Genomic DNA, 19,171 nt, shown 5'->3' with positions numbered 1-19,171 from the left:
ACGACGTCGTCCGGTCACCTTCCCCTGGGAGGTGACCGGACGACGTCGTACTCCTGCCTCCTAGACCTTGGCGCCGGTGAGCAGCTCATCCAGGCGCTCGTAGCCTTCACTCATGCCGCCTTCCATTCCGGACTGCGCCATCCCGTCGCGGGCCTCCTGGGAGGGGTAGACGGAGTGGCCCCGCAGCCGCGTCCGGCCGTTCCCGAGGTCCTCAAACGTCATGAATTCCAGGCTGACCACATCCGGGTACCCGCCGAACTCGAAGGTCTGGATGGCGAACTCGTTCTCGCGCACCGTGTGGAAGATGCCCTTGAACTCATAGGGGACACCCTCCGGTCCGGTATGCAGGTAGCTGTAGCTGCCTCCAGTCCGGAAATCGTAGTGGTCAATATCCATCTTGTAACCCCGCGGACCAAGCCACTGGACGATCAGGTCCGGTTCCTTGTGGGCCCGGAAAACATCCGCGACGGGGAAATCGAACTCGCGCTCGTAGTCGATATAGGGAAGGCCTTCGGGAACCGAGAGCTTCAGTGCGTTGGTCATTGTTTTTCCTTTGCCTTGGCGCCGTCATGCCCGGCGCTGGATTGAAGCACGGCGTCGAGACTGCGGAACTGTTCCTCGCGGACCAACCTGTACTGGTCGATCCAGGCGGTGAGTGCCTCCAGCCGTGCGGGGTTCAGGTGAACGGGCCTGCGCTGGGCCTCCCGGGTGCGGGTGACCAGCTGCGCCTGCTCGAGTACCTGGATGTGCTTCGAAACTGCCTGCTTGGAAATTTCGAATGGTTCCGCCAGTTCATTTACCGTGGCCGGTCCCCGGCAGAGCCGGGCGATGATGCTCCGCCGCACGGGGTCGGCCAGGGCCATAAAGGCCGAGTCCAGCGCTATGCTCTCGGTGTCCATCGCGGCCTTCTTATTCAATCTAATTGTTTATCAACCTTTTGATTGTTTAAGACTACGCCTGTTTGCCATCGACTTCAAGACCCTCGACCCTTGTTTCGCAGAGCCTAACTTTGTTAGTATGTCAGTACAAACTCTCGAGGAGGACCGAAAGTGCCACTTGTACGTATTGATGTGAATGAAGGCCGCAGCGCAGAAGAGTTGCAGCGGCTTAGCCGGGGCGTCCATGACGCAATCCTTGCCGAATATGGCATCCCCGAGCGGGACTACTTCCATATCCTTACCGAACACCCGCAGGGGCAGATCTTCGCCCAGGACGCCGGTCTCGGGTTCGAGCGGACCGGGGGAGTGGTAATGATCCAGATATTTACCCAGGCCGGCCGGACGCAGGAGGCGAAGCAGCGGCTGTTCGCGGCTGTGGCAGAGAAGCTGTCCGGGGTGGGGGTTGCCGGCGAGGATGTCTTCATCGGCTACGTGGAAAACACTGCCGGTGACTGGTCCTTCGGGTTCGGCCGGGCCCAGTATGTGACCGGGGAACTGGCCGTACCGCGGAAGTAGGGGCTGCCCGCCATGTGCCAAAAGTAGCGCGCTCTAAAGTTGTTGTAAGTATGTCAGTACAAACTTTTGACAGGACATGTAATCTACGGCAAAGTAGTGCCTGTGGCCTGCACCACGGCCTGCCAGTCCCGGAGTACCTGCAGTTCAGAGGTCCCGAGTTCCACACCAGAAAGGTCCACGATTATCGTGACCCACGAGCTTCTTACGATCGGGCGCATCAGCGTTGATATCTACCCGAACGACATCGGGGTGGACCTGGAGGACGTCACGTCCTTCGGGAAATACCTCGGGGGTTCCCCTTCGAACGTAGCGGTAGCCGCTGCCCGGCACGGCCGCCGGGCAGGCGTCATCACCCGCACCGGCGATGATGCTTTCGGCAAGTACCTGCACCGGGAACTGCACAAGTTCGGCGTCGACGACGCCTTCGTTTCCCCTGTGAAGGAGTACCCCACGGCGGTCACGTTCTGCGCGATCAAGCCGCCGGAAGACTTCCCGCTGTATTTCTACGGCCGCTTTCCCACCGCTCCGGACCTGCAGATCAAGGCCGAAGAACTTGACCTGGACGCCATCCGCGAGGCGGGGATCTTCTGGTCCACCGTAACCGGCCTGTGCCAGGAGCCCAGCCGTGAGGCCCACATCAGGGCTCACGAGGCACGCCCCCGGACCGGTTTGGCCGATGGTCAGTTCACAATCCTCGACCTGGATTACCGCCCTATGTTCTGGGCCTCCGAGGAAGAGGCCCGGGCTGAGGTGGCCAAGGTCCTGCCGCACGTCACCGTCGCCATCGGCAATGACAAGGAATGTGCCGTAGCCGTAGGCGAGGGCACTCCCGATGAGCAGGCGGACCGGCTGCTGGCCGCCGGCGTTGAGATCGCCGTCGTCAAACTTGGCCCCGAAGGCGTGATGGCCAAGACCCGTAGTGAGCGCGTTGTCTCCGCCCCGGTTCCGGTGGAAACCCTCAACGGCCTGGGAGCAGGCGACTCGTTTGGGGGCGCCTTCTGTCACGGACTGCTGTCCGGCTGGCCGTTGGCCCAAGTCCTGGACTACGCCAACGCCGCCGGCGCCATCGTCGCTTCCCGCCTCTCGTGCGCCGATGCCATGCCGACGCCGGAAGAGGTCACCTCGCTGCTCGCTGAACGCGGCCGCCACATTCCCGGCATCGCTCCGCAGCTTGCCACCGAAGGAGCAGCACTGTGAGCATCAACGTTTCCAACACCAGCCAGAGCAGCCCCAAAACTGCCGCCTTCGCCTTCGAGGTGGATGACGATCCCCGCCGGTATGAGCACTTGAGCAGCATCCGGCTCGAAGACCCGGAAGCTGTAGCCCGCGCAGCGGTATCGCGGCGCCGCCACCCCGGCGTCAAGGCCGGGCAGCAAAATTTCATCGTCGCGGCAGACCACCCGGCCCGCGGTGCACTCGCCGTCGGAAATGATCCGGTGGCCATGGCGGACCGCCGCCAACTCCTGGACCGGCTCCAGATAGCACTGGCGAACCCTGCCGTCGACGGTGTCCTGGCCTCGCCGGACATCATGGACGACCTGCTCCTGCTGGGCGCCCTGGACGGCAAGCTGGTGTTCGGCTCAATGAACCGCGGCGGCCTGTCCGGACTGGTCAACGAATTCGATGACCGCTTCACCGGCCACACCGCTGCGGCGCTGGAAGCACTGGGCGCTGATGGCGGGAAGATGCTGACCCGTATCTGCCTGGGTGATCCGGACACTGTGGTGACCCTGGAGGCCACTGCCAAGGCCATCGATTCCCTGGCGGAGCGCAAGCTGATCGCAATGGTGGAGCCGTTCCTGTCGGTCCGGGAAAACGGCAGGGTCCGCAACGACCTGTCCACCAACGCCGTGATCAAGTCCATCGCGATTGCCGAAGGCCTTGGTTCCACCAGCGCCTATACCTGGATGAAGCTGCCCGTGGTGGCGGAGATGGAACGGGTGATGGCCGCCACCACCATGCCCACAGTCCTGTTGGGCGGGGACCCGGCCGGTACCCAGGACGAGGTTTTCGCCAGCTGGCAGGCCGCCCTGGCCCTGCCCGGCGTCCAGGGCCTCACCGTGGGCCGCACCCTGCTCTATCCGGCTGACGGCGATGTCGCGGGCGCCGTCGCCGCGGCCGCTTCCCTTCTTCACCACACCGCAGAAGTATCGGAGTAGCTTTCCATGGGAACAACAACAGGAACACGCAGGATGACGGTGGCGCAGGCCGTCGTCGAGTACCTTTCGAAGCAGTACACGGTCGATTCCATCGGCGGAACTGAGTACCGTGAGCGTCTCATTCCCGGCACGTTCGGCATCTTCGGCCACGGCAATGTGGCCGGTGTTGGCCAGGCCCTGAAGCAGTACCAGCAGCTGGACCCGGCGATCATGCCGTACTACCAGGGCCGGAACGAACAGGCCCAGGTCCACCAGGCGGTGGGGTATGCCCGGCACACCCGCCGCCGCCAGACCTTCGCGGTCAGCACCTCGATCGGCCCGGGTTCCTCGAACCTGCTCACCGGCGCCGCGCTTGCCACCACCAACCGGCTTCCGGTGCTGCTGCTGCCGTCCGACACGTTCGCCACCCGTGCCGCGGACCCGGTGCTGCAGCAGCTGGAGCAGCCCTACGCCTACGACATCACTGTCAACGACGCCTTCCGGCCGCTGTCCAAGTTCTTTGACCGCGTCACCCGGCCCGAGCAGCTGTTCTCCGCCTTCCACCACGGCCTGCGCGTCCTGACCGACCCGGCTGAGACCGGGGCCGTGACCATCTCACTGCCGCAGGACGTCCAGGCCGAGGCCTTCGACGTTCCCGAGGAGTTCCTGGCTGAGCGGGAGTGGCGGATCCGCCGCCCGGACGCGGACGACGACGACATCCGCCGCGCCGCTGACGCCATCCGTGCCGCAAAGAGGCCGCTGATCATCGCAGGCGGCGGTGTCCTGTACGCCTACGCAAACGAAGAACTCGCCAGATTCGTCGAGGTGACCGGCATTCCGGTGGGGAACACTCAGGCCGGCATGGGGGTCCTGCCGTGGGACCACCAGTTCTCCCTCGGCGCCATTGGCTCCACCGGCACGACGGCGGCGAACGCCATCGCCGCGGAGGCGGACCTGATCATCGGGATCGGCACCCGTTATGAGGACTTCACTACGGCGTCGCGGACGGCGTTCCAGAACCCGGACGTAAAGTTCATCAACATCAACGTCGCACCGATCGACGCGTACAAGCACGGCACCACGCTTCCCATCGTGGCCGATGCCCGCAAGGCACTGGTCAAGCTCAACGCAGCCTTGGGCGGTTACCGTGTGGGCGCCGACCTGGAGCAAAAGGTCGTTGCCGAGAAGCAGCGCTGGGACGCCACCGTGGACGAGGCGTTCGATACCCGCTACACCCCGCTGCCGGCGCAGAACGAAATCATCGGGGCCACCTCCCGGGCCATGGACGCCCAGGACGTGGTGATCTGCGCGGCCGGTTCGCTGCCCGGTGACCTGCACAAGATGTGGCGGGTCAGGGACCCGTTCGGCTACCACGTCGAATACGCGTACTCCTGCATGGGCTACGAAATCCCCGGCGGCCTTGGCGTCAAGCGCGCGGCCCTCGCCGAAGCAGCAAGCACGACGGCGGCAGGCGGCACCGGCGGGACGGGCACCTCAGAGGTGCGGGACGTCGTCGTGATGGTAGGGGACGGCTCCTACCTGATGATGCACACCGAACTGGTCACCGCCGTCGCCGAACGCATCAAGCTGATCGTGGTACTGATCCAGAACCACGGCTACGCCTCCATCGGCTCGCTCTCCGAATCCTTGGGCTCCCAGCGCTTCGGCACCCAGTACCGTGCCCTGAACGAGGAACAGCACAGCTTCGACGAGGGCGAAACCCTCCCCGTGGACCTGGCCCTGAACGCCGAGTCCCTGGGCGTGAAGGTCATCCGGATCGAACCGGGGGAGAAGGTCATTGCCGAGCTCGAACAGGCCATCCGCGACGCCAAAGCAGCACCGGAACGCGGCGGACCAATCCTGATCCACGTCGAATCCGACCCGCTCTTGGACGCCCCCAGCTCCGAGTCCTGGTGGGACGTCCCCGTCTCCCAGGTCTCCGAACTGGACTCCACGAAGCAAGCCTTCCAGACCTACACCGACCAAAAGAACCGCCAGCGCAAACTGCTCGGCTGACCCCGCACCTCTTACTCAAGGAAGAGTCCCCATGACTGCCACCACCACCCAGACCACCGATACACAGACCACCGTCATCAACCACTTCATCAATGGCGCCGAAACCGCCGGCGAAGGCGACCGCACCACGTCCGTGTACAACCCGGCCACAGGGCAGGTCAGTGCGGAGCTGCGCCTGGCCAACCGCGCCGACCTGGACGCCACCGTCGCCGCCGCCCGCAAAGCCGCCGACACCTGGGGCGACATCTCCCTGGCCAAGCGCACCGCCGTCCTGTTCAAGTTCCGCGAACTCGTCGCCGCCCATGTGGACGAGCTCGCCGCCCTGATCACGGCCGAGCATGGCAAGGTCCTCTCCGACGCCAAGGGCGAGATCGGCCGCGGCCTGGAAGTCATCGAATACGCCTGCGGCATCCCCACCCTGCTCAAGGGCGATTACTCGGACCAGGTCTCCACCGGCATCGACGTCTTCTCCTTCCGCGAGCCCCTCGGCGTGGTCGCCGGCATCACCCCCTTTAACTTCCCCGTTATGGTGCCGTTGTGGATGGCGCCGATGGCCATCGCCACCGGCAACGCGTTCATCCTCAAGCCCTCCGAACGCGACCCCTCCGCCTCCATGCTGCTGGCCAAGCTGTGGAAGCAGGCCGGCCTGCCGGACGGTGTGTTCCAGGTCCTGCACGGCGACAAAGAAACCGTCGACGGGCTGCTCACCCACCCGGACGTGGACGGCATCTCCTTCGTCGGCTCCACCCCGATCGCCCAGTACGTCCACGAAACCGCCACCAAGCACGGCAAGCGCGTCCAGGCCCTGGGAGGGGCGAAGAACCACGCCATCGTCATGCCCGACGCCGACCTGGACAACGCCGCGGACCACCTCGCCGCCGCCGCCTTCGGCTCCGCCGGGGAACGCTGCATGGCCATCTCCGTCGCCGTTGCCGTCGGGGACGCCGCGGACCTGATCGTGAAAAAGGTCGAAGGACGCGCCCTTGCCGTGAAGGTCAACAACGGCACCGCCCCCGACGCCGAAATGGGCCCGGTCATCACCCCGGCCTCCAAGGAACGCATCGTCAAGATCGTCACCGAAGCCGAAACCGCAGGCGCGGCGATGGTGGTGGACGGCCGCGACCTGGTGGTCCCCGGCCACGAAGACGGCTTCTGGGTGGGTCCCACCGTCATCGACCACGTCAAGACCGGAATGACCGCCTACACCGAGGAAATCTTCGGCCCCGTCCTCGTTGTGGTCCGCGTCGACACCCTCGAGGACGGCATCAACCTCATCAATGCCAACCCCTACGGCAACGGCACCGCCATCTTCACCTCCTCCGGCGCAGCAGCCCGGAAGTTCCAGCGCTCCGTCTCCGTGGGCATGATCGGCATCAACGTGCCGCTGCCGGTACCGGTGGCCCACCACTCCTTCGGTGGCTGGAAAGCCTCGCTCTTCGGCGACAAGCACATCTACGGCCCCGAAGGCGTATCGTTCTACACCCGCGGCAAGGTCATCACTTCCCGCTGGCCCGAAACCCACCACGCCTCCGGCGCCTCCTACGACTTCCCGTCGAACTGATCCCCAACGCCACCCTTGCCTCGCAAGTCCCCATCGGCTCCCAACCTTCGCAAGCTCAAGCAGGGACCCTCGCCGATGTGGCTCCACAGCCAGGCAAGGGGTCGTGGCCCCTGCCAACGAAGAGAAAGACAACGCTGTCATGACTGAGAACAAACTGATCATCGGCACCGCTCCGGACTCCTGGGGTGTGTGGTTTGCGGACGATCCCAAGCAGACGCCATGGGAACGGTTCCTGGATGAGGTGGCCGAATCGGGCTACAACTGGATAGAGCTGGGACCCTACGGCTACCTTCCCACCGACCCCACCCGGCTGGCGGAGGAACTGAAGCAGCGCGACCTCAAGGTCACCGCCGGCACAGTGTTCACCGCGTTCCACCGCGGCCTGGACCAGTGGGAAGCCGCCTGGGAGCCGGCCCGCAAGGTGGCTGAACTGACGGCAGCCTTGGGCGGCGAGCACATCGTGGTCATCCCGGCCATGTGGCGTGACGACGTCACCGGCGAAGCCGTGGAAAGCGGAACGCTCAGCGACAAGGCCTGGAGCGACCTGTTCGCCGGGCACAACCGCCTGGGCAAGACCCTGCTGGAGGACTTCGGCCTGAAGCAGCAGTTCCACTCCCACGCCGACTCCCACGTGGGAGCCCAGGCGGACATCGAGACGTTGCTAGGCGCCACGGATCCGCAGTACCTGAACCTGTGCCTCGACACCGGCCACGCGGAATACTGCGGCGCCTCAAGCCTGGACCTCATCAAGAATTACCCGGACCGGATCGGCTACCTGCACCTGAAGCAGATCAACCCGGAGATCCTCAAGAAGGTCAATGAGGAAAACATGACCTGGGCCGCCGCCAACCTGGCCGGCGTTATGACCGAGCCGCCGAACGGACTGCCGGACCTCCGCGCCGTCATCGAAGCCGTGGAAGCCCTGGACCGCCCCATCTTCGGAATCGTTGAGCAGGACATGTACCCCGTCGCCTTCGACGTTCCCATGCCCATCGCCAAGCGGACCCGCAACTACCTGCTGTCCTGCGGTTCCCGTACCGCCGTCAGCTAACCTCATCAATTCCAGCCATCGAAGGACAAAACAATGACTGAAACCCTCCGCGTAGCCGTCATCGGTGCCGGACGTATGGGCGCCGACCACATCCAGCGTCTCCACACCCGGATCCACGGAGCCGAAGTTGCCGCCGTCGTGGACGTTGACCTCTCGCGTGCACAGGCCGCTATCGAAGGAATCCCGGGTGCCGTCGCCCTCGCCGACGCCGAGGAAGCCCTCAACAACGGCGATGTCAACGCCGTGCTTATCGCCACCCCCGGCTTCCTGCACGAGGACATCCTGCTGAAGGCGATCGCCAAGGACATCCCGATCCTCTGCGAAAAGCCCCTCACACCGGATGCGGAGTCCTCCTGGAAGATCGTCCAGGCCGAGGTTGACCTGGGCCGCAAGCGCATCCAGGTGGGCTTCATGCGCCGCTTCGACGCAGAGTACGCCTCCCTGGGCAAGATCATCCGTGACCATGAACTGGGCGAGCTGCTCATGCTGCACCACCAGCACCGCAACCCCACCACTCCAGCAGGCTTCACGAACGAGATGCTGATCAATGACTCGGTAGTCCACGAGTTTGACGCCATCCGCTTCTTCACCGGCGAGGAGATTACCAGCGTCCAGGTCCGCCTCGGCAAGGCCACCAAAAACGCACCTTCCGGCCAGCACGATCCCCAGCACGTCCTGCTCGAGACCGAGTCCGGCGTCCTGGCCGACGTCGAGATCTACGTCAATGCAAAATTTGGCTACGAAGTGGCCACCCAGGCCTCCTTCGAAGAAGGTATCGTCAGCATCGGCGGGGACAGGGGTCCCTACACCCGCAGCGCGGGCCGTTGGGGCGGCAACGTCACCCCCGGTTTCGAAGAGCGCTTCGGAGCGGCGTACGACGTCGAAATCCAGTCCTGGGTGGACGCGGCGCTCAAGGGCGAAATCGGCGGTCCCACTGCCTGGGACGGTTACGCTACCGCGGCATGCTGTGAGGCCGGCGTCGAGGCACAGAAGAACGGCGAAAAGGTGGCGGTAAAGCTCGCGCCAAAGCCCGACCTTTACCGCTAAAGCCCTTCCGAGGGAGTTTTTGTCCACGTAAGCCGACTTCCAGGCCTCCCAGCCCTGCATATCTGGACAAAAACTCCCTCGGTAGCCTTACTGATCCACAATGGAGTGTTTTTCGTGAAAATCGCACTTGACCCCACCCCGTTCCACCACACGCACAGCCTGCTTGAGTTCCCCAAAGTGGTCGCGGACCTCGGCTACAAGTACATGCAGATGACTCCGCACGCGGACTTCATCCCGTTCTATAACCACCCCAAAGCGGACGATGAACTGGTGGGCCAGCTGAACAAGGCGTGCCGGGATGCGGGAATCGAAATCGCCTCCGTCCTGCCGGTCCTTCGCTGGTCCGGCCCGGACGAGGACGCCCGCGAAGCGGCAGTTCGCTACTGGAAGCGTGCCATCCAGATTACGGTTGACCTCGGCGTCGGCACCATCAACACCGAGTTCAGCGGCCGGCCGGAAAAGGCCGAGGAATCCGAGCGGGCCTTCTACCGGTCCATGGAGGAACTGCTCCCGATCATCGAGCGCGAGGGCATCGACCTGCTGATCGACCCGCACCCGGACGACTTCGTGGAGGAAGGCCTCGCAGCCATCCGCGTCATCCGCGGGCTCAACTCGAAGAACGTGGGCCTGGTGTACGTGGCGTCGCACAGCTTCCACATGAAGAACCAGCCGCTGGAGATTATGCGGGCTGCCGGGGACAGGCTGCGCCTGGTCCACGTGGCCGACACAATGAACCACCATGCCTCGCACGGCCTCCGCTACATCACCAACCCGCCGGGGAATCCGGTGCGCGTCCACCAGCACCTGAAGATCGGCGACGGCGACGTCAACTGGGACGAGTTTTTCGGCGGCCTGAAGGAGATCGGCTTCCTGGACCGGGATAATACCGTTATGGTGTCCAGCGTCTTTGCGGAGGATGAGCACGCCGAGGACGTCTCCCGGTACCAGCTGGAGACGATGAAGCAGTACGTGCAAAAGGTCAGCGTATGAGTGCCCCTGTTCCTGCGAAAACCGGGGCGAAGCCGGGCAACCATCAAAAGGCACTCCGTACCGTCACCATCATCTCCACCTTCGGCGGCCTTCTCTTCGGTTACGACACCGGCGTGATCAACGGTGCCCTGCCCTACATGCAGGAGGACCTGGGGCTAACGCCGCTGACCGAGGGGCTGGTGACGTCCTCCCTGCTGTTCGGCGCAGCGTTCGGCGCCCTTTTTGGCGGCCGCCTCGCGGACCGTAACGGCCGGCGCAGGATGATCATGGTCCTTGCGGTCATCTTCCTCGTGGGCACGCTCGCCTGCACCTTCGCACCGAACACCGAGGTGATGATCGCCGCCAGGTTCGTGCTGGGCCTGGCTGTTGGTGGCGCTTCCGTGACCGTGCCCGTGTACCTCGCCGAGGTCTCGCCCAGCGCACGCCGCGGACGGATCGTCACCCAGAACGAATTGATGATCGTCACCGGGCAGCTGCTGGCGTTCATCTTCAACGCTTACCTCGGCAATACCTTCGGAGAAGCCGGCGGCATCTGGCGCTGGATGCTGGTGATCGCTACGCTTCCGGCCATCGCCCTGTGGATCGGTATGAACTTTATGCCGGAGAGCCCGCGCTGGCTGGCGTCGATGGGCAGCTTCGGCGAAACGCTCAGCGTGCTGCAGCGCATCCGGTCACACGCCGAGGCGCGGACGGAGTTCGAAGAGGTCAAGGCGATGGCCGTGGAGGACTATAAGTCCAAGATGGGCTCGTGGAAGGACCTGAACATCCCGTGGCTCCGCCGGATCTTTATGGTGGGCCTCGGCCTTGCCGTGATCCAGCAGATCACCGGCGTGAACTCCATCATGTACTACGGCACGCAGATCCTCTCGCAGTCAGGTTTCGGCCGGGAAGCAGCGCTGACGGCCAACATCGCCAACGGCGTGATCTCAGTGCTCGCCACGTTTGTGGGCATCTGGCTGCTGGGCAAAGCAGGGCGCCGGCGGATGCTGATCACGGGGCAGGTGGGAACGACGTCGGCCCTGCTGCTGATCGGCCTGTTCTCGCTGATCCTGCCCGAGGGCGCCGCCCGCGGCTTCGTCATCCTGGCGCTGACGGTCACCTTCCTCGCGTTCCAGCAGGGGGCCATCTCACCAGTGACCTGGCTGATGCTGTCAGAAATCTTCCCGCTGAAGATGCGCGGCCTGGGAATGGGCGCTTCCGCCTTCGTGCTGTGGATCGTGAATTTCCTGGTGGGCTTCGGCTTCCCGCAGCTCCTGGCCGCCATCGGGCTGTCCAACACGTTCTTCGTGTTCGCCGTACTGGGAGTGGGCGCTATTGCCTTCGCCGCAAAGTACGTTCCGGAAACCAAGGACAAGAGCCTTGAGGACTTGGAACACTACTTCAAGAATGTGGCGGGAACGAAGGCCGGCGCAGCCACGGGCCCCATTGTTTAGTCAGTCTCCACCGCAGAACACCTTCGAATGATGCCCCTTTGAGCCTGTCTCAAGGGGGCATCATTTCGTGGCTACGTCCGGGCGTGTAGCTTTGGCAGCGCGTTCACGAGTGTGGCCAGTTCGGGGATGCCCTGGGCCTCGTCCAGGGCACGCTCCAGTGTGGCGTCATGAACGGGCCGCGCTTCCTCCAGGAGGCTGATGCCGCTCGGGGTCAGTTCCGTGTAGATGCCGCGCCGGTCGTCGTCGCAAAGAATGCGGGTCAGGAGCCCCCTGTCCTCCAGCCGGTTGACCAGACGCGTGGTGGCGCTGGGGCTGAGGGCGCTGGCCCGGGCCAGCTGCTGCATCCGCATGTGCCAGCCGTCCTGCCGACTGAGGGCGTCCAGGACTGTGTACTCCACAACTGACAGTTTCGAGCCAGCCTGAAGGGCACGCTCCAGCTGGTTCTCGATCAGGCCGTGAAGGGCCGCCAAGGTCCGCCAGCCCTGCGCGCGGACCTCGACAGCGTCGTCCTTAATGCCCATGACATTACTCCTCAGAGGCGGCCCCACAAGGTACACCTGTTGCATCGATTAGTAGTTGCTTGCGCGGGATATTTGCATGTGCAACAATAAATACCGCGCGTCTGCAACTATTCTAGACGCCTTTCCCTACGGAGTACAGCTCAAAGGAGCACCCCCATGCCTATCGGCCTCATTGCCCTCGCCCTCGGCGGGTTTGGAATTGGATTGACGGAGTTCGTCATTATGGGGCTGCTCCCTGAAGTGGCGGCCGATTTCGGTGTCACTGAAGCATCGGCAGGATGGCTCATTTCCGGTTATGCGCTGGCTGTAGTGGTGGGAGCACTGGGGCTGACGGCAGCGGTAACGCGCCTTGACCGTAAACCCGTGCTGGCCGGCCTGCTGGTCCTCTTCATCGTGGGCAACCTGCTGTCCGCCACAGCCGCAGACTACTGGCCCATGATGCTGGGGCGGGTTATCGCGGCACTCGCCCATGGAGCATTTTTTGGCATTGGTGCAGTCGTGGCCGCGGACATGGTTGCCCCGGCAAAGAAGGCGGGCGCCATCGCCCTGATGTTCACCGGGCTGACGGCGGCAAACGTCCTGGGTGTTCCGTTCGGAACCCTGCTGGGCCAGGCTGCGGGGTGGCGCGCCACGTTCTGGGCCATCACGGTAATCGGTGTGGTGGCGCTCGCCGGGATCCTGGCGCTGGTCCCCGGCAATGCCGGGACAAAGGGCGACGCCGGTGGGCTGCGCCGCGAGCTGCAGGCCTTCCGTTCGGGGCAGGTATGGCTCTCCATCGTGGTGACCATCCTTGGGTTCGGCGGCATGTTCGGCGCCTTCACCTACATTGCCTACACCCTCACCGAAGTCTCCGGTTTCGCCTCCACCACCGTTCCGTGGCTGCTGATCATCTTTGGCCTGGGCCTCTTCGCCGGCAACACCCTGGGCGGCAGGGCAGCTGACCGCAACGTGGACCGGACCCTGCTGGTGGTGCTGGCTGCACTTTCTGCAATCCTTGTGGTTTTCGCGCTCACTGCCGCCAATCAGGCAGTGACCGTAGCATCGCTGGTCCTGATGGGCGGCTTCGGCTTCGCCACTGTTCCCGGCCTGCAGATGCGGGTGATGAAGTACGCCAGCAGCGCACCCACCCTGGCCTCGGGTGCCAACATCGGCGCGTTCAACGTGGGCAATGCCCTGGGTGCCTGGCTGGGCGGTGTCACCATCACAGCAGGGCTCGGCTACACCTCACCCATCTGGGCAGGTGCCGGCATCACACTGGTGGGATTGGTGGTCATGGCATTGGCGGCAGCCAAGGCGCGCCGGTCAGCTGTAGTTGCCGGCGGGTCAGGCAATGCTGCAGATTCCCCCGCCGACCCAGCCCAGCCTGCAGTGCGTGAGGTGCGCGCCGGCCTCTAGAGTGCTGCCTTCAAGATTGCCGCGGCGACCTGGAGGCCCTCAATGCGGCCCAGTTCCATATCTTCATGTTCGATGTTCACGGCCATGCCCGGGTCCACGTCGGCAAGGGCGGCCAGGAAGTCCCGCCAGAACTCGACGTCGTGTCCGCGGCCGACAGCGACGAAGTCCCAGCTCGAGTTCCTGGGCCACTCGTTGACGAAGTAGCGGCCGCCGATGTTGAGGCGCTCCTCGTCGGGGGAGAGGCGCCGGAATCGGTCATCCAGAACCCCGTTAATCTTGCAGGCTTCGTTTATCCGGGTGTCCTTCGCGGCCGCATGGAACACGAGCGGGCCCAAGTGCTTGATGGCGGCGACCGGGTCGATTCCCTGCCAAAAAAGGTGGCTCGGGTCCATCTCAGCGCCAACATGCGTCGCTCCGGTCCGCTCTACGAGGCGGATCATCGTGGCCGGATTGAAGACGAGGTTTTGGGGATGCATTTCAATGGCCACCTTGACGTCATGGCCCGCAGCGCGGGCGTTGACGTCCTTCCAGTAGTCCACGGCGATGTCCCACTGGTAGTCCAGGATGTCCAGGTAGGCGCTGTCCCAGGGGTTTACGGCCCAGTTGGGCGCTGTCGCGCCCGGGTGGCCGCCCGGGAGCCCTGACATGGCTACGATGCGCTTCACGCCGAGGCGGGCAGCGAGTTCTATGGAGCGCTGCAGGTCCGCACTGTGCTTTTCGCGGACTTCCGTGTCCGGGTGGAGTGGGTTGCCGTTGACGTTCAGTCCGGTGAGGGCGATGCCAGCTTCAGCGAACGTCCCGAGGTAGTCGTCGACGGCGGCATCGGACGAGAGGATGTCTTCAACCGGCAGGTGCGGGGTGCCGATGAAGCCGCCGGCATTGATCTCCGCGCCGTCAAGCCCAAGATCCTTGATGGTCTTCAGGGCTTCGGGCAACCCGTACTGGTGCAGGATGGCGGTGTAGACGCCTAGCTTGATGTGGTTTTCAGGCATGGGATGGCTCGGCTTTCTGAAGTGCGGAGGATTATCCCTCAGATTAGAGCGCTCTAATTCCCGTGTCAATGAGTTGGCGGGGTTCCACCGGGCAGTTATTGCTTGGTGCTCCCGGCGGTGGAATTGCGGACCATCAAGGCTGGTTCAAGTTTGCGGGTGATAGCGGGGCCGCCTGGCTGCGCAATTCTGTCCAGCATGACTTCTGCTGCGGAGCGGCCGAGCTCACGGGCGTGCTGGTCGATGGACGTGAGCCCAATCAGGGGCGAGGCTGCCACTTCGATGTTGTCGCAGCCGATAATTGCCACGTCGTCCGGAACCGCCAGGCCGTGGGCGTGCAGGGCTTCCATGACGCCCATTGCGGTGAGGTCATTGTGGGTAAAAATCGCTGTGGGCAAGGGGGTGCCGGTAGCCAGGAAATTCTCCATCACCTCCCGTGAGCCGCGCTCGGTCATGTCGCTGTGGACCAGCATTGGTTCCAAACCGAACTGCTCCATCGCGTGAAGGTAGCCCTCCCTGCGGGCGGTGTAGGGAAGCCAGTCGGAGATGTCTACGTGGGCGATGCGTCGGTGTCCCAGTTCATGGAGGTGCTCCACGGCAAGTACCCCGGACTGGAAGTCGTCAGTGAGGACAGAATCAACGCCGTCGGCATCCAACTCCCGTGTGATGACGACGGCGGGAGTCCCTCGGAGGGCCGATGCCAGATCTCCCTCCGAACCGGTGTAACCGGCAAGGAGGACGCCGTCCGCCCGGAGATCCACGAATGAGCGGACCGCCTCCAGTTCTGTCCTGGGATCTGCCGAGCCCACGGCGACCATCATTTGGTTGCCGCTGCCCTCGATGCCTTCAGCGATGCCGTCGTAGATGTCAGCAAAAACCGGGTTGTGAAGGTCGAGGAAGAGGACGCCCAAAGTTTTGGTGCGGTGGCTGGCCAGGCGGCTCGCCAACCGGTTGGGGGAATAGCCCAAGGCGTCGGCCGTTTCGAGGACGGCGGCACGTTTGCCCGGCGAGACCTTTGGCGAGTCACGCATGACCAACGACACCAGTGCCCGGCTTACGCCTGCTTCACGGGCGACATCCTCCATGGTGACGGGCCGGTTGGCGGCGGGAGTCTGCTTCACAAGACTCCATCATGCCAGTGAAAGCGGGGTACCTAGGATCCGAACGGCAACCGCGGATCAATGTCCTGGGCGTCCCAGCTTTGACGCACCCAGCCGTGGTGCGGGTCGTCGCTGATCAGCCATTCACGGACCGGACCCGGGCCGGCCATCACGTTCAGGTAGTAGAGGTCATAGCCTGGCGCCGCCATGGCCGGGCCGTGCCAGCCGTAGGGGACCAGGACCACATCGCCCGTGCGGACCTCGGCAGAGACGTCGATGGGCCGCTCATCGGACGCGTAGACGCGCTGGTAGCCGATGGCGTCGGCGTCGGCAGGCGCAGCAGACCCGTCGGCAACCCTCGTCTCGAAGTAATAGATTTCCTCGAGGTGGGTTTCGCCGTCCTTTTCCTCGTCGTGCTTATGCGGAGGGTAGGAAGACCAGTTGCCGGCCGGGGTGAGGACCTCGCACACAATGAAACGGTCGGCTTCGAGTGCAGCCGGGGTGCCGAAGTTGTGGACCTGGCGGGAGCAATTGCCGGCCCCGCGCAGTTCCACCGGCGTTTCTGCCGCCGTCACCAACCGTGTGGGGTAGGAGGCGCCCGCCGGGGCGGTGGCAACGGCAACCCGGCCGCCGTCGGCAGAGCTGATGGTGACGTCGCGTCCCGTTCCTGAATAGAGGACGTCGCTGGGTCCGTGGAACACGGACGGGCGGCCGTTCAGCTTGCACTCCATCCCAGCCACGGTAACGGTGAAGGAGCCGCTGAGCGGCACAACGATGCGTTCCTCAGCGGCAGCTGGGAGTACGACGTCGGCCCCTGCCGTAAGGGTGGCGACCTTCAGGCCCGTGTGTGCCCACCCGTCCACGGTGAGAGAAGAGTCGGAGGTTCCGATCGAGACATCCCATGTGCCGTCAGTGGCGGTGCCGAGCGGGTAGACCCAGTTGGTCATGGAGGTGGCTCCTTTGTGTTAGCGCTGTACGAGTGTCATTTCAAAGCTGTAGGAATCCGCCCGGTACACGTGGTGCCCGGTTTCCACGCGGCGGCCGGTATCGTCCACGGCCGTGCGTTCCATGGTGACCAGGGCGGACCCGGCAGCTGTGTCGAGCATGGAGGCCTGGTAATCGTTGGCGATCATGGCGCCGATGCGCTGGTTGGCCAGCCGGAAGTTGACTCCGCCCCTGCGGAGGATTGCATAAAGGCCTTCGGCCGCGAGCATTGCCTCGTCCATGGCGGCAATGTCATCCCGCACCCAGTTCTCCATGAGTGCAAGTGGTTTGCCGCCCACTTTCCGCAGCCGGGTGAAATGGTACACCTTGGATCCGGCAGGAAGCTGCAGGGTAGCGAGGATGGCGTCATCGGCTTCCACATGGGAAAAGCTCAGGACCTCGGTAGTGGGCTTTTTGCCGTTGTTGGTGAGGTCGTCGTAGAGGCTGGAGAGCTCCAGCGGACGGCGCACCTGGCTCGACACCACCTGCGTTCCCACACCCCTTTTGCGCACCAGGAGCCCGGACCTGACCAGCTCATCCATGGCCTTGCGCATAGTAGGACGGGAAAGGTTCAGCTGGGCCGCGAGGTCGATCTCATTGTCCAGGCGGCTGCCCGGTTCCAGGACACCGCTGTAGATCGCTGCTTCTATGCCCTGTACCACCTGGTGGTACAGGGGGACGGGAGAGGATCGGTCGATGCTGAGACCCAGGTTGTTCGCCACGTCTTGTTTCCTGTTCCTGGTTGCGGCCCAGCCCGGCCCCCTAAGGCCGAAGCGGCTGCTTTGCCATCATATGTTCTCTTGATAGGACATACTTTCGCCTTTGATCGTAGCAGGCGCGCGGGGCGGGTCAAGAGGTGGGGCGGGCCCAAGGGCACCCCTAACCCGGAGCAAATTGTTCTGACATTAAGACTTTTCCTTGACGAATGTTATTAGAGCGCTCTAAAGTCAGTGGCACGCATCACATTCCGGATCGGGTCAACCGTCCCTAAGAGAATCTGAGAGGCAACAATGCTGTTGCAGAACCAATCCCCTGGCACCAGGAGCCGCGGCTACCTCGCGCGGCTGACAGTGATTTCCACCCTCGGTGGCCTGCTCTTCGGCTACGACACAGGCGTTATCTCCGGCGCGCTCCTGTACATGAACGACTCGCTGAACATGAACTCCGTTGAAGAAGCAACAGTGGTGAGTGCGCTGCTCTTTCCTGGCGCGGCGGTTGGCGCCCTGGCCGGCGGCCGCATGGCCGATAAACTCGGACGCCGCGGCTCCCTGCTGGTTTGCGCGCTCCTGTTCCTCTTCGGCGCCATCGGCTGCGCCATCGCCCCCACTGTTACCTTCATGATCGCAGCCCGCATCCTGCTGGGCCTCGGCGTGGGCGCTGCAGCCGTCACCTGCCCGTTGTACCTGGCAGAGATGGCACCCGCCCACCTCCGCGGCCGGATGGTGACCATCAATGAGCTGATGATTGTGACCGGCCAGATGCTGGCCTTCGCCATCAACGCCCTCCTGGATGCACTGATCCAGGACACGGAAGTCTGGCGCACCATGCTCGGCATTGCTTCGCTGCCCGCCCTCGCACTGCTGGCAGGCATGCTGCTCCTGCCTGAATCTCCCCGCTGGTACGCCATCCGCGGTCGCTTCGAGGACAGCCGGCGCGTTCTGAATTTGAGCCGTACGCCGGAGGAGGCAGCCGCCGAATTCGAAGAAATCGCCCTGACCGCACAAACTGCGAAGAAGGAACGCGGCCACGTCTGGCGGGACCTTCGGGACAACCCGTGGATGCGCCGGCTGCTGTGGATCGGCATTGGCCTTGCCACAGTCCAGCAAGCCACCGGTATCAATACAGTGAATTACTACGCCCCCACCATTCTTGAAAAGAGCGGCCTGGGTGTGAGCGCGTCCCTCGTTGCTACCATCGGCGTTGGCGTGACGTCGGTCCTGATGACCATCCTTGGAATCTGGCTGCTGGGCTTTATCGGCCGCCGGAAGATGCTGATCATTGGCTTCTCCGGGGTGGTGGGTTCGCAGGCCCTGCTGGCAGTGGTCTTCCTGCTTCCCCAGTCTGACCTGGCCAGTTACACCATTCTCGCCGCGATGATGCTGTTCGTTGCCTTCGTCCAGTGCTTCATTGGTACCTGCGTGTGGCTGCTCCTTTCGGAGATGTTCCCGCTGGCCATCCGCGGCTTTGCGATGGGGGTCGCCGTCTTCGCGCTGTGGACGGTCAACGCCGCTATTTCCTTCCTGTTCCCGATCGTCGTCGAAGCGCTGGGATCCACGGGCACGTTCGGACTCTTCGTCCTGGTCAACGTTGCTTCCCTCGCCTTCGTCACCAAGTTCGTCCCCGAAACCAAGGGCCACTCGCTCGAGGATTTGGAAGCGCACTTCCGGGAAGGCGTGGCACCGGTCCGCGTGTAAGCGGCGCTCCACGCCTTCAGGCAACGCGGGGTCAGATCCAGCCCTCTCCGGAGTTCCGGATAGGCAGGGTCTGACCCC

At 63.9% G+C, this 19,171-nt stretch carries 18 protein-coding genes; 11 read left to right on the top strand and 7 right to left on the bottom strand.

Annotated elements, in window-relative coordinates:
* Positions 1 to 60: 60 nt before the first annotated feature.
* Both G6R19_RS13205 and G6R19_RS13200 read right to left on the bottom strand, forming a co-directional pair.
* Entirely contained in the window at positions 61 to 543 is a 483-nt protein-coding gene (locus G6R19_RS13205) for an SRPBCC family protein (RefSeq protein WP_163165628.1), read from the bottom strand.
* Positions 540 to 899 (bottom strand): metalloregulator ArsR/SmtB family transcription factor, encoded by a 360-nt coding sequence (locus tag G6R19_RS13200; RefSeq protein WP_163165626.1) that lies wholly within the window; start codon positions 897 to 899, stop codon positions 540 to 542. Before G6R19_RS13200 ends, G6R19_RS13205 begins: the two co-directional genes overlap by 4 nt.
* Positions 900 to 1,049: 150 nt before the next feature.
* Here G6R19_RS13200 and G6R19_RS13195 point away from each other — a divergent pair, with 150 nt between their 5' ends.
* From G6R19_RS13195 to G6R19_RS13155, 9 genes are all read left to right on the top strand, one after another.
* Entirely contained in the window at positions 1,050 to 1,454 is a 405-nt protein-coding gene (locus G6R19_RS13195; protein ID WP_163165624.1) for a tautomerase family protein, read from the top strand.
* Between the two features lie 186 nt (positions 1,455 to 1,640).
* Positions 1,641 to 2,651, top strand: coding sequence for a 5-dehydro-2-deoxygluconokinase (gene iolC / locus G6R19_RS13190; protein WP_163165622.1), 1,011 nt, complete (start codon positions 1,641 to 1,643; stop codon positions 2,649 to 2,651).
* A gap of 2 nt (positions 2,652 to 2,653) precedes the next feature.
* Positions 2,654 to 3,613 (top strand): deoxyribose-phosphate aldolase, encoded by a 960-nt coding sequence (locus G6R19_RS13185; protein WP_240341880.1) that lies wholly within the window; start codon positions 2,654 to 2,656, stop codon positions 3,611 to 3,613.
* 6 nt (positions 3,614 to 3,619) lie between these two features.
* Positions 3,620 to 5,608: a 3D-(3,5/4)-trihydroxycyclohexane-1,2-dione acylhydrolase (decyclizing) gene (gene iolD / locus G6R19_RS13180; protein WP_205484409.1), complete on the top strand. Its 1,989-nt coding sequence runs from the start codon at positions 3,620 to 3,622 to the stop codon at positions 5,606 to 5,608.
* Positions 5,609 to 5,639: 31 nt separating this feature from the next.
* Positions 5,640 to 7,169 (top strand): CoA-acylating methylmalonate-semialdehyde dehydrogenase, encoded by a 1,530-nt coding sequence (locus G6R19_RS13175; protein ID WP_163165620.1) that lies wholly within the window; start codon positions 5,640 to 5,642, stop codon positions 7,167 to 7,169.
* 139 nt (positions 7,170 to 7,308) lie between these two features.
* Positions 7,309 to 8,220, top strand: a complete 912-nt coding sequence (locus G6R19_RS13170; RefSeq protein ID WP_163165618.1) for a sugar phosphate isomerase/epimerase — start codon at positions 7,309 to 7,311, stop codon at positions 8,218 to 8,220.
* A gap of 33 nt (positions 8,221 to 8,253) precedes the next feature.
* Positions 8,254 to 9,267 (top strand): Gfo/Idh/MocA family oxidoreductase, encoded by a 1,014-nt coding sequence (locus tag G6R19_RS13165; protein WP_163165616.1) that lies wholly within the window; start codon positions 8,254 to 8,256, stop codon positions 9,265 to 9,267.
* A 114-nt stretch (positions 9,268 to 9,381) separates the two neighbouring features.
* Positions 9,382 to 10,257 (top strand): sugar phosphate isomerase/epimerase, encoded by an 876-nt coding sequence (locus G6R19_RS13160; protein WP_163165614.1) that lies wholly within the window; start codon positions 9,382 to 9,384, stop codon positions 10,255 to 10,257.
* A complete protein-coding gene (locus G6R19_RS13155) occupies positions 10,254 to 11,690 on the top strand; it encodes a sugar porter family MFS transporter (RefSeq protein ID WP_163165612.1) in 1,437 nt (478 codons plus the stop codon). The genes G6R19_RS13160 and G6R19_RS13155 overlap by 4 nt, the downstream gene beginning before the upstream one ends.
* Before the next feature lie 71 nt (positions 11,691 to 11,761).
* Here G6R19_RS13155 and G6R19_RS13150 read toward each other — a convergent pair whose 3' ends face one another.
* On the bottom strand, positions 11,762 to 12,211 hold the full coding sequence (locus tag G6R19_RS13150) for a MarR family transcriptional regulator (RefSeq protein ID WP_163165610.1): 450 nt from the start codon (positions 12,209 to 12,211) through the stop codon (positions 11,762 to 11,764).
* Positions 12,212 to 12,367: 156 nt separating this feature from the next.
* Between G6R19_RS13150 and G6R19_RS13145 the strand changes: the two genes are divergently transcribed.
* Positions 12,368 to 13,606: an MFS transporter gene (locus G6R19_RS13145; protein WP_163165608.1), complete on the top strand. Its 1,239-nt coding sequence runs from the start codon at positions 12,368 to 12,370 to the stop codon at positions 13,604 to 13,606.
* On the opposite strand, the gene G6R19_RS13140 is transcribed toward G6R19_RS13145, so the two are convergent.
* The 4 genes from G6R19_RS13140 to G6R19_RS13125 form a co-directional block, all read right to left on the bottom strand.
* Positions 13,603 to 14,583 carry a sugar phosphate isomerase/epimerase gene (locus G6R19_RS13140; protein WP_163165790.1) on the bottom strand — a complete coding sequence of 327 codons (981 nt, stop codon included), beginning with the start codon at positions 14,581 to 14,583 and terminating at the stop codon, positions 13,603 to 13,605. The genes G6R19_RS13145 and G6R19_RS13140 overlap by 4 nt on opposite strands.
* Positions 14,584 to 14,693: 110 nt before the next feature.
* Positions 14,694 to 15,716 (bottom strand): LacI family DNA-binding transcriptional regulator, encoded by a 1,023-nt coding sequence (locus G6R19_RS13135; protein ID WP_163165606.1) that lies wholly within the window; start codon positions 15,714 to 15,716, stop codon positions 14,694 to 14,696.
* Between the two features lie 32 nt (positions 15,717 to 15,748).
* Positions 15,749 to 16,642, bottom strand: coding sequence for a 5-deoxy-glucuronate isomerase (gene iolB, locus G6R19_RS13130; RefSeq protein ID WP_163165604.1), 894 nt, complete (start codon positions 16,640 to 16,642; stop codon positions 15,749 to 15,751).
* An 18-nt stretch (positions 16,643 to 16,660) separates the two neighbouring features.
* Entirely contained in the window at positions 16,661 to 17,401 is a 741-nt protein-coding gene (locus G6R19_RS13125; protein ID WP_163165602.1) for a GntR family transcriptional regulator, read from the bottom strand.
* A gap of 288 nt (positions 17,402 to 17,689) precedes the next feature.
* Here G6R19_RS13125 and G6R19_RS13120 point away from each other — a divergent pair, with 288 nt between their 5' ends.
* Positions 17,690 to 19,093: a sugar porter family MFS transporter gene (locus tag G6R19_RS13120; protein WP_163165600.1), complete on the top strand. Its 1,404-nt coding sequence runs from the start codon at positions 17,690 to 17,692 to the stop codon at positions 19,091 to 19,093.
* Positions 19,094 to 19,171: the final 78 nt, after the last annotated feature.

It is taken from the genome of Arthrobacter sp. Alg241-R88, from assembly GCF_900537115.1.
Taxonomy (GTDB): domain Bacteria; phylum Actinomycetota; class Actinomycetes; order Actinomycetales; family Micrococcaceae; genus Arthrobacter.
Note: the sequence above shows the minus strand (reverse complement) of the source record. Positions and strands in the feature narration are given on the sequence as shown.

Bases quoted from the DNA above. Each gene is read 5' to 3' on its own strand.
- G6R19_RS13155 (WP_163165612.1), top strand. From the start codon at position 10,254: ATGAGTGCCCCTGTTCCTGCGAAAACCGGGGCGAAGCCGGGCAACCAT.
- G6R19_RS13150 (WP_163165610.1), bottom strand. From the start codon at position 12,211: ATGGGCATTAAGGACGACGCTGTCGAGGTCCGCGCGCAGGGCTGGCGG.
- G6R19_RS13200 (WP_163165626.1), bottom strand. From the start codon at position 899: ATGGACACCGAGAGCATAGCGCTGGACTCGGCCTTTATGGCCCTGGCC.
- iolB (WP_163165604.1), bottom strand. From the start codon at position 16,642: ATGACCAACTGGGTCTACCCGCTCGGCACCGCCACTGACGGCACATGG.
- G6R19_RS13170 (WP_163165618.1), top strand. From the start codon at position 7,309: ATGACTGAGAACAAACTGATCATCGGCACCGCTCCGGACTCCTGGGGT.
- G6R19_RS13165 (WP_163165616.1), top strand. From the start codon at position 8,254: ATGACTGAAACCCTCCGCGTAGCCGTCATCGGTGCCGGACGTATGGGC.
- G6R19_RS13120 (WP_163165600.1), top strand. From the start codon at position 17,690: ATGCTGTTGCAGAACCAATCCCCTGGCACCAGGAGCCGCGGCTACCTC.
- iolD (WP_205484409.1), top strand. From the start codon at position 3,620: ATGGGAACAACAACAGGAACACGCAGGATGACGGTGGCGCAGGCCGTC.
- G6R19_RS13205 (WP_163165628.1), bottom strand. From the start codon at position 543: ATGACCAACGCACTGAAGCTCTCGGTTCCCGAAGGCCTTCCCTATATC.
- G6R19_RS13175 (WP_163165620.1), top strand. From the start codon at position 5,640: ATGACTGCCACCACCACCCAGACCACCGATACACAGACCACCGTCATC.
- G6R19_RS13145 (WP_163165608.1), top strand. From the start codon at position 12,368: ATGCCTATCGGCCTCATTGCCCTCGCCCTCGGCGGGTTTGGAATTGGA.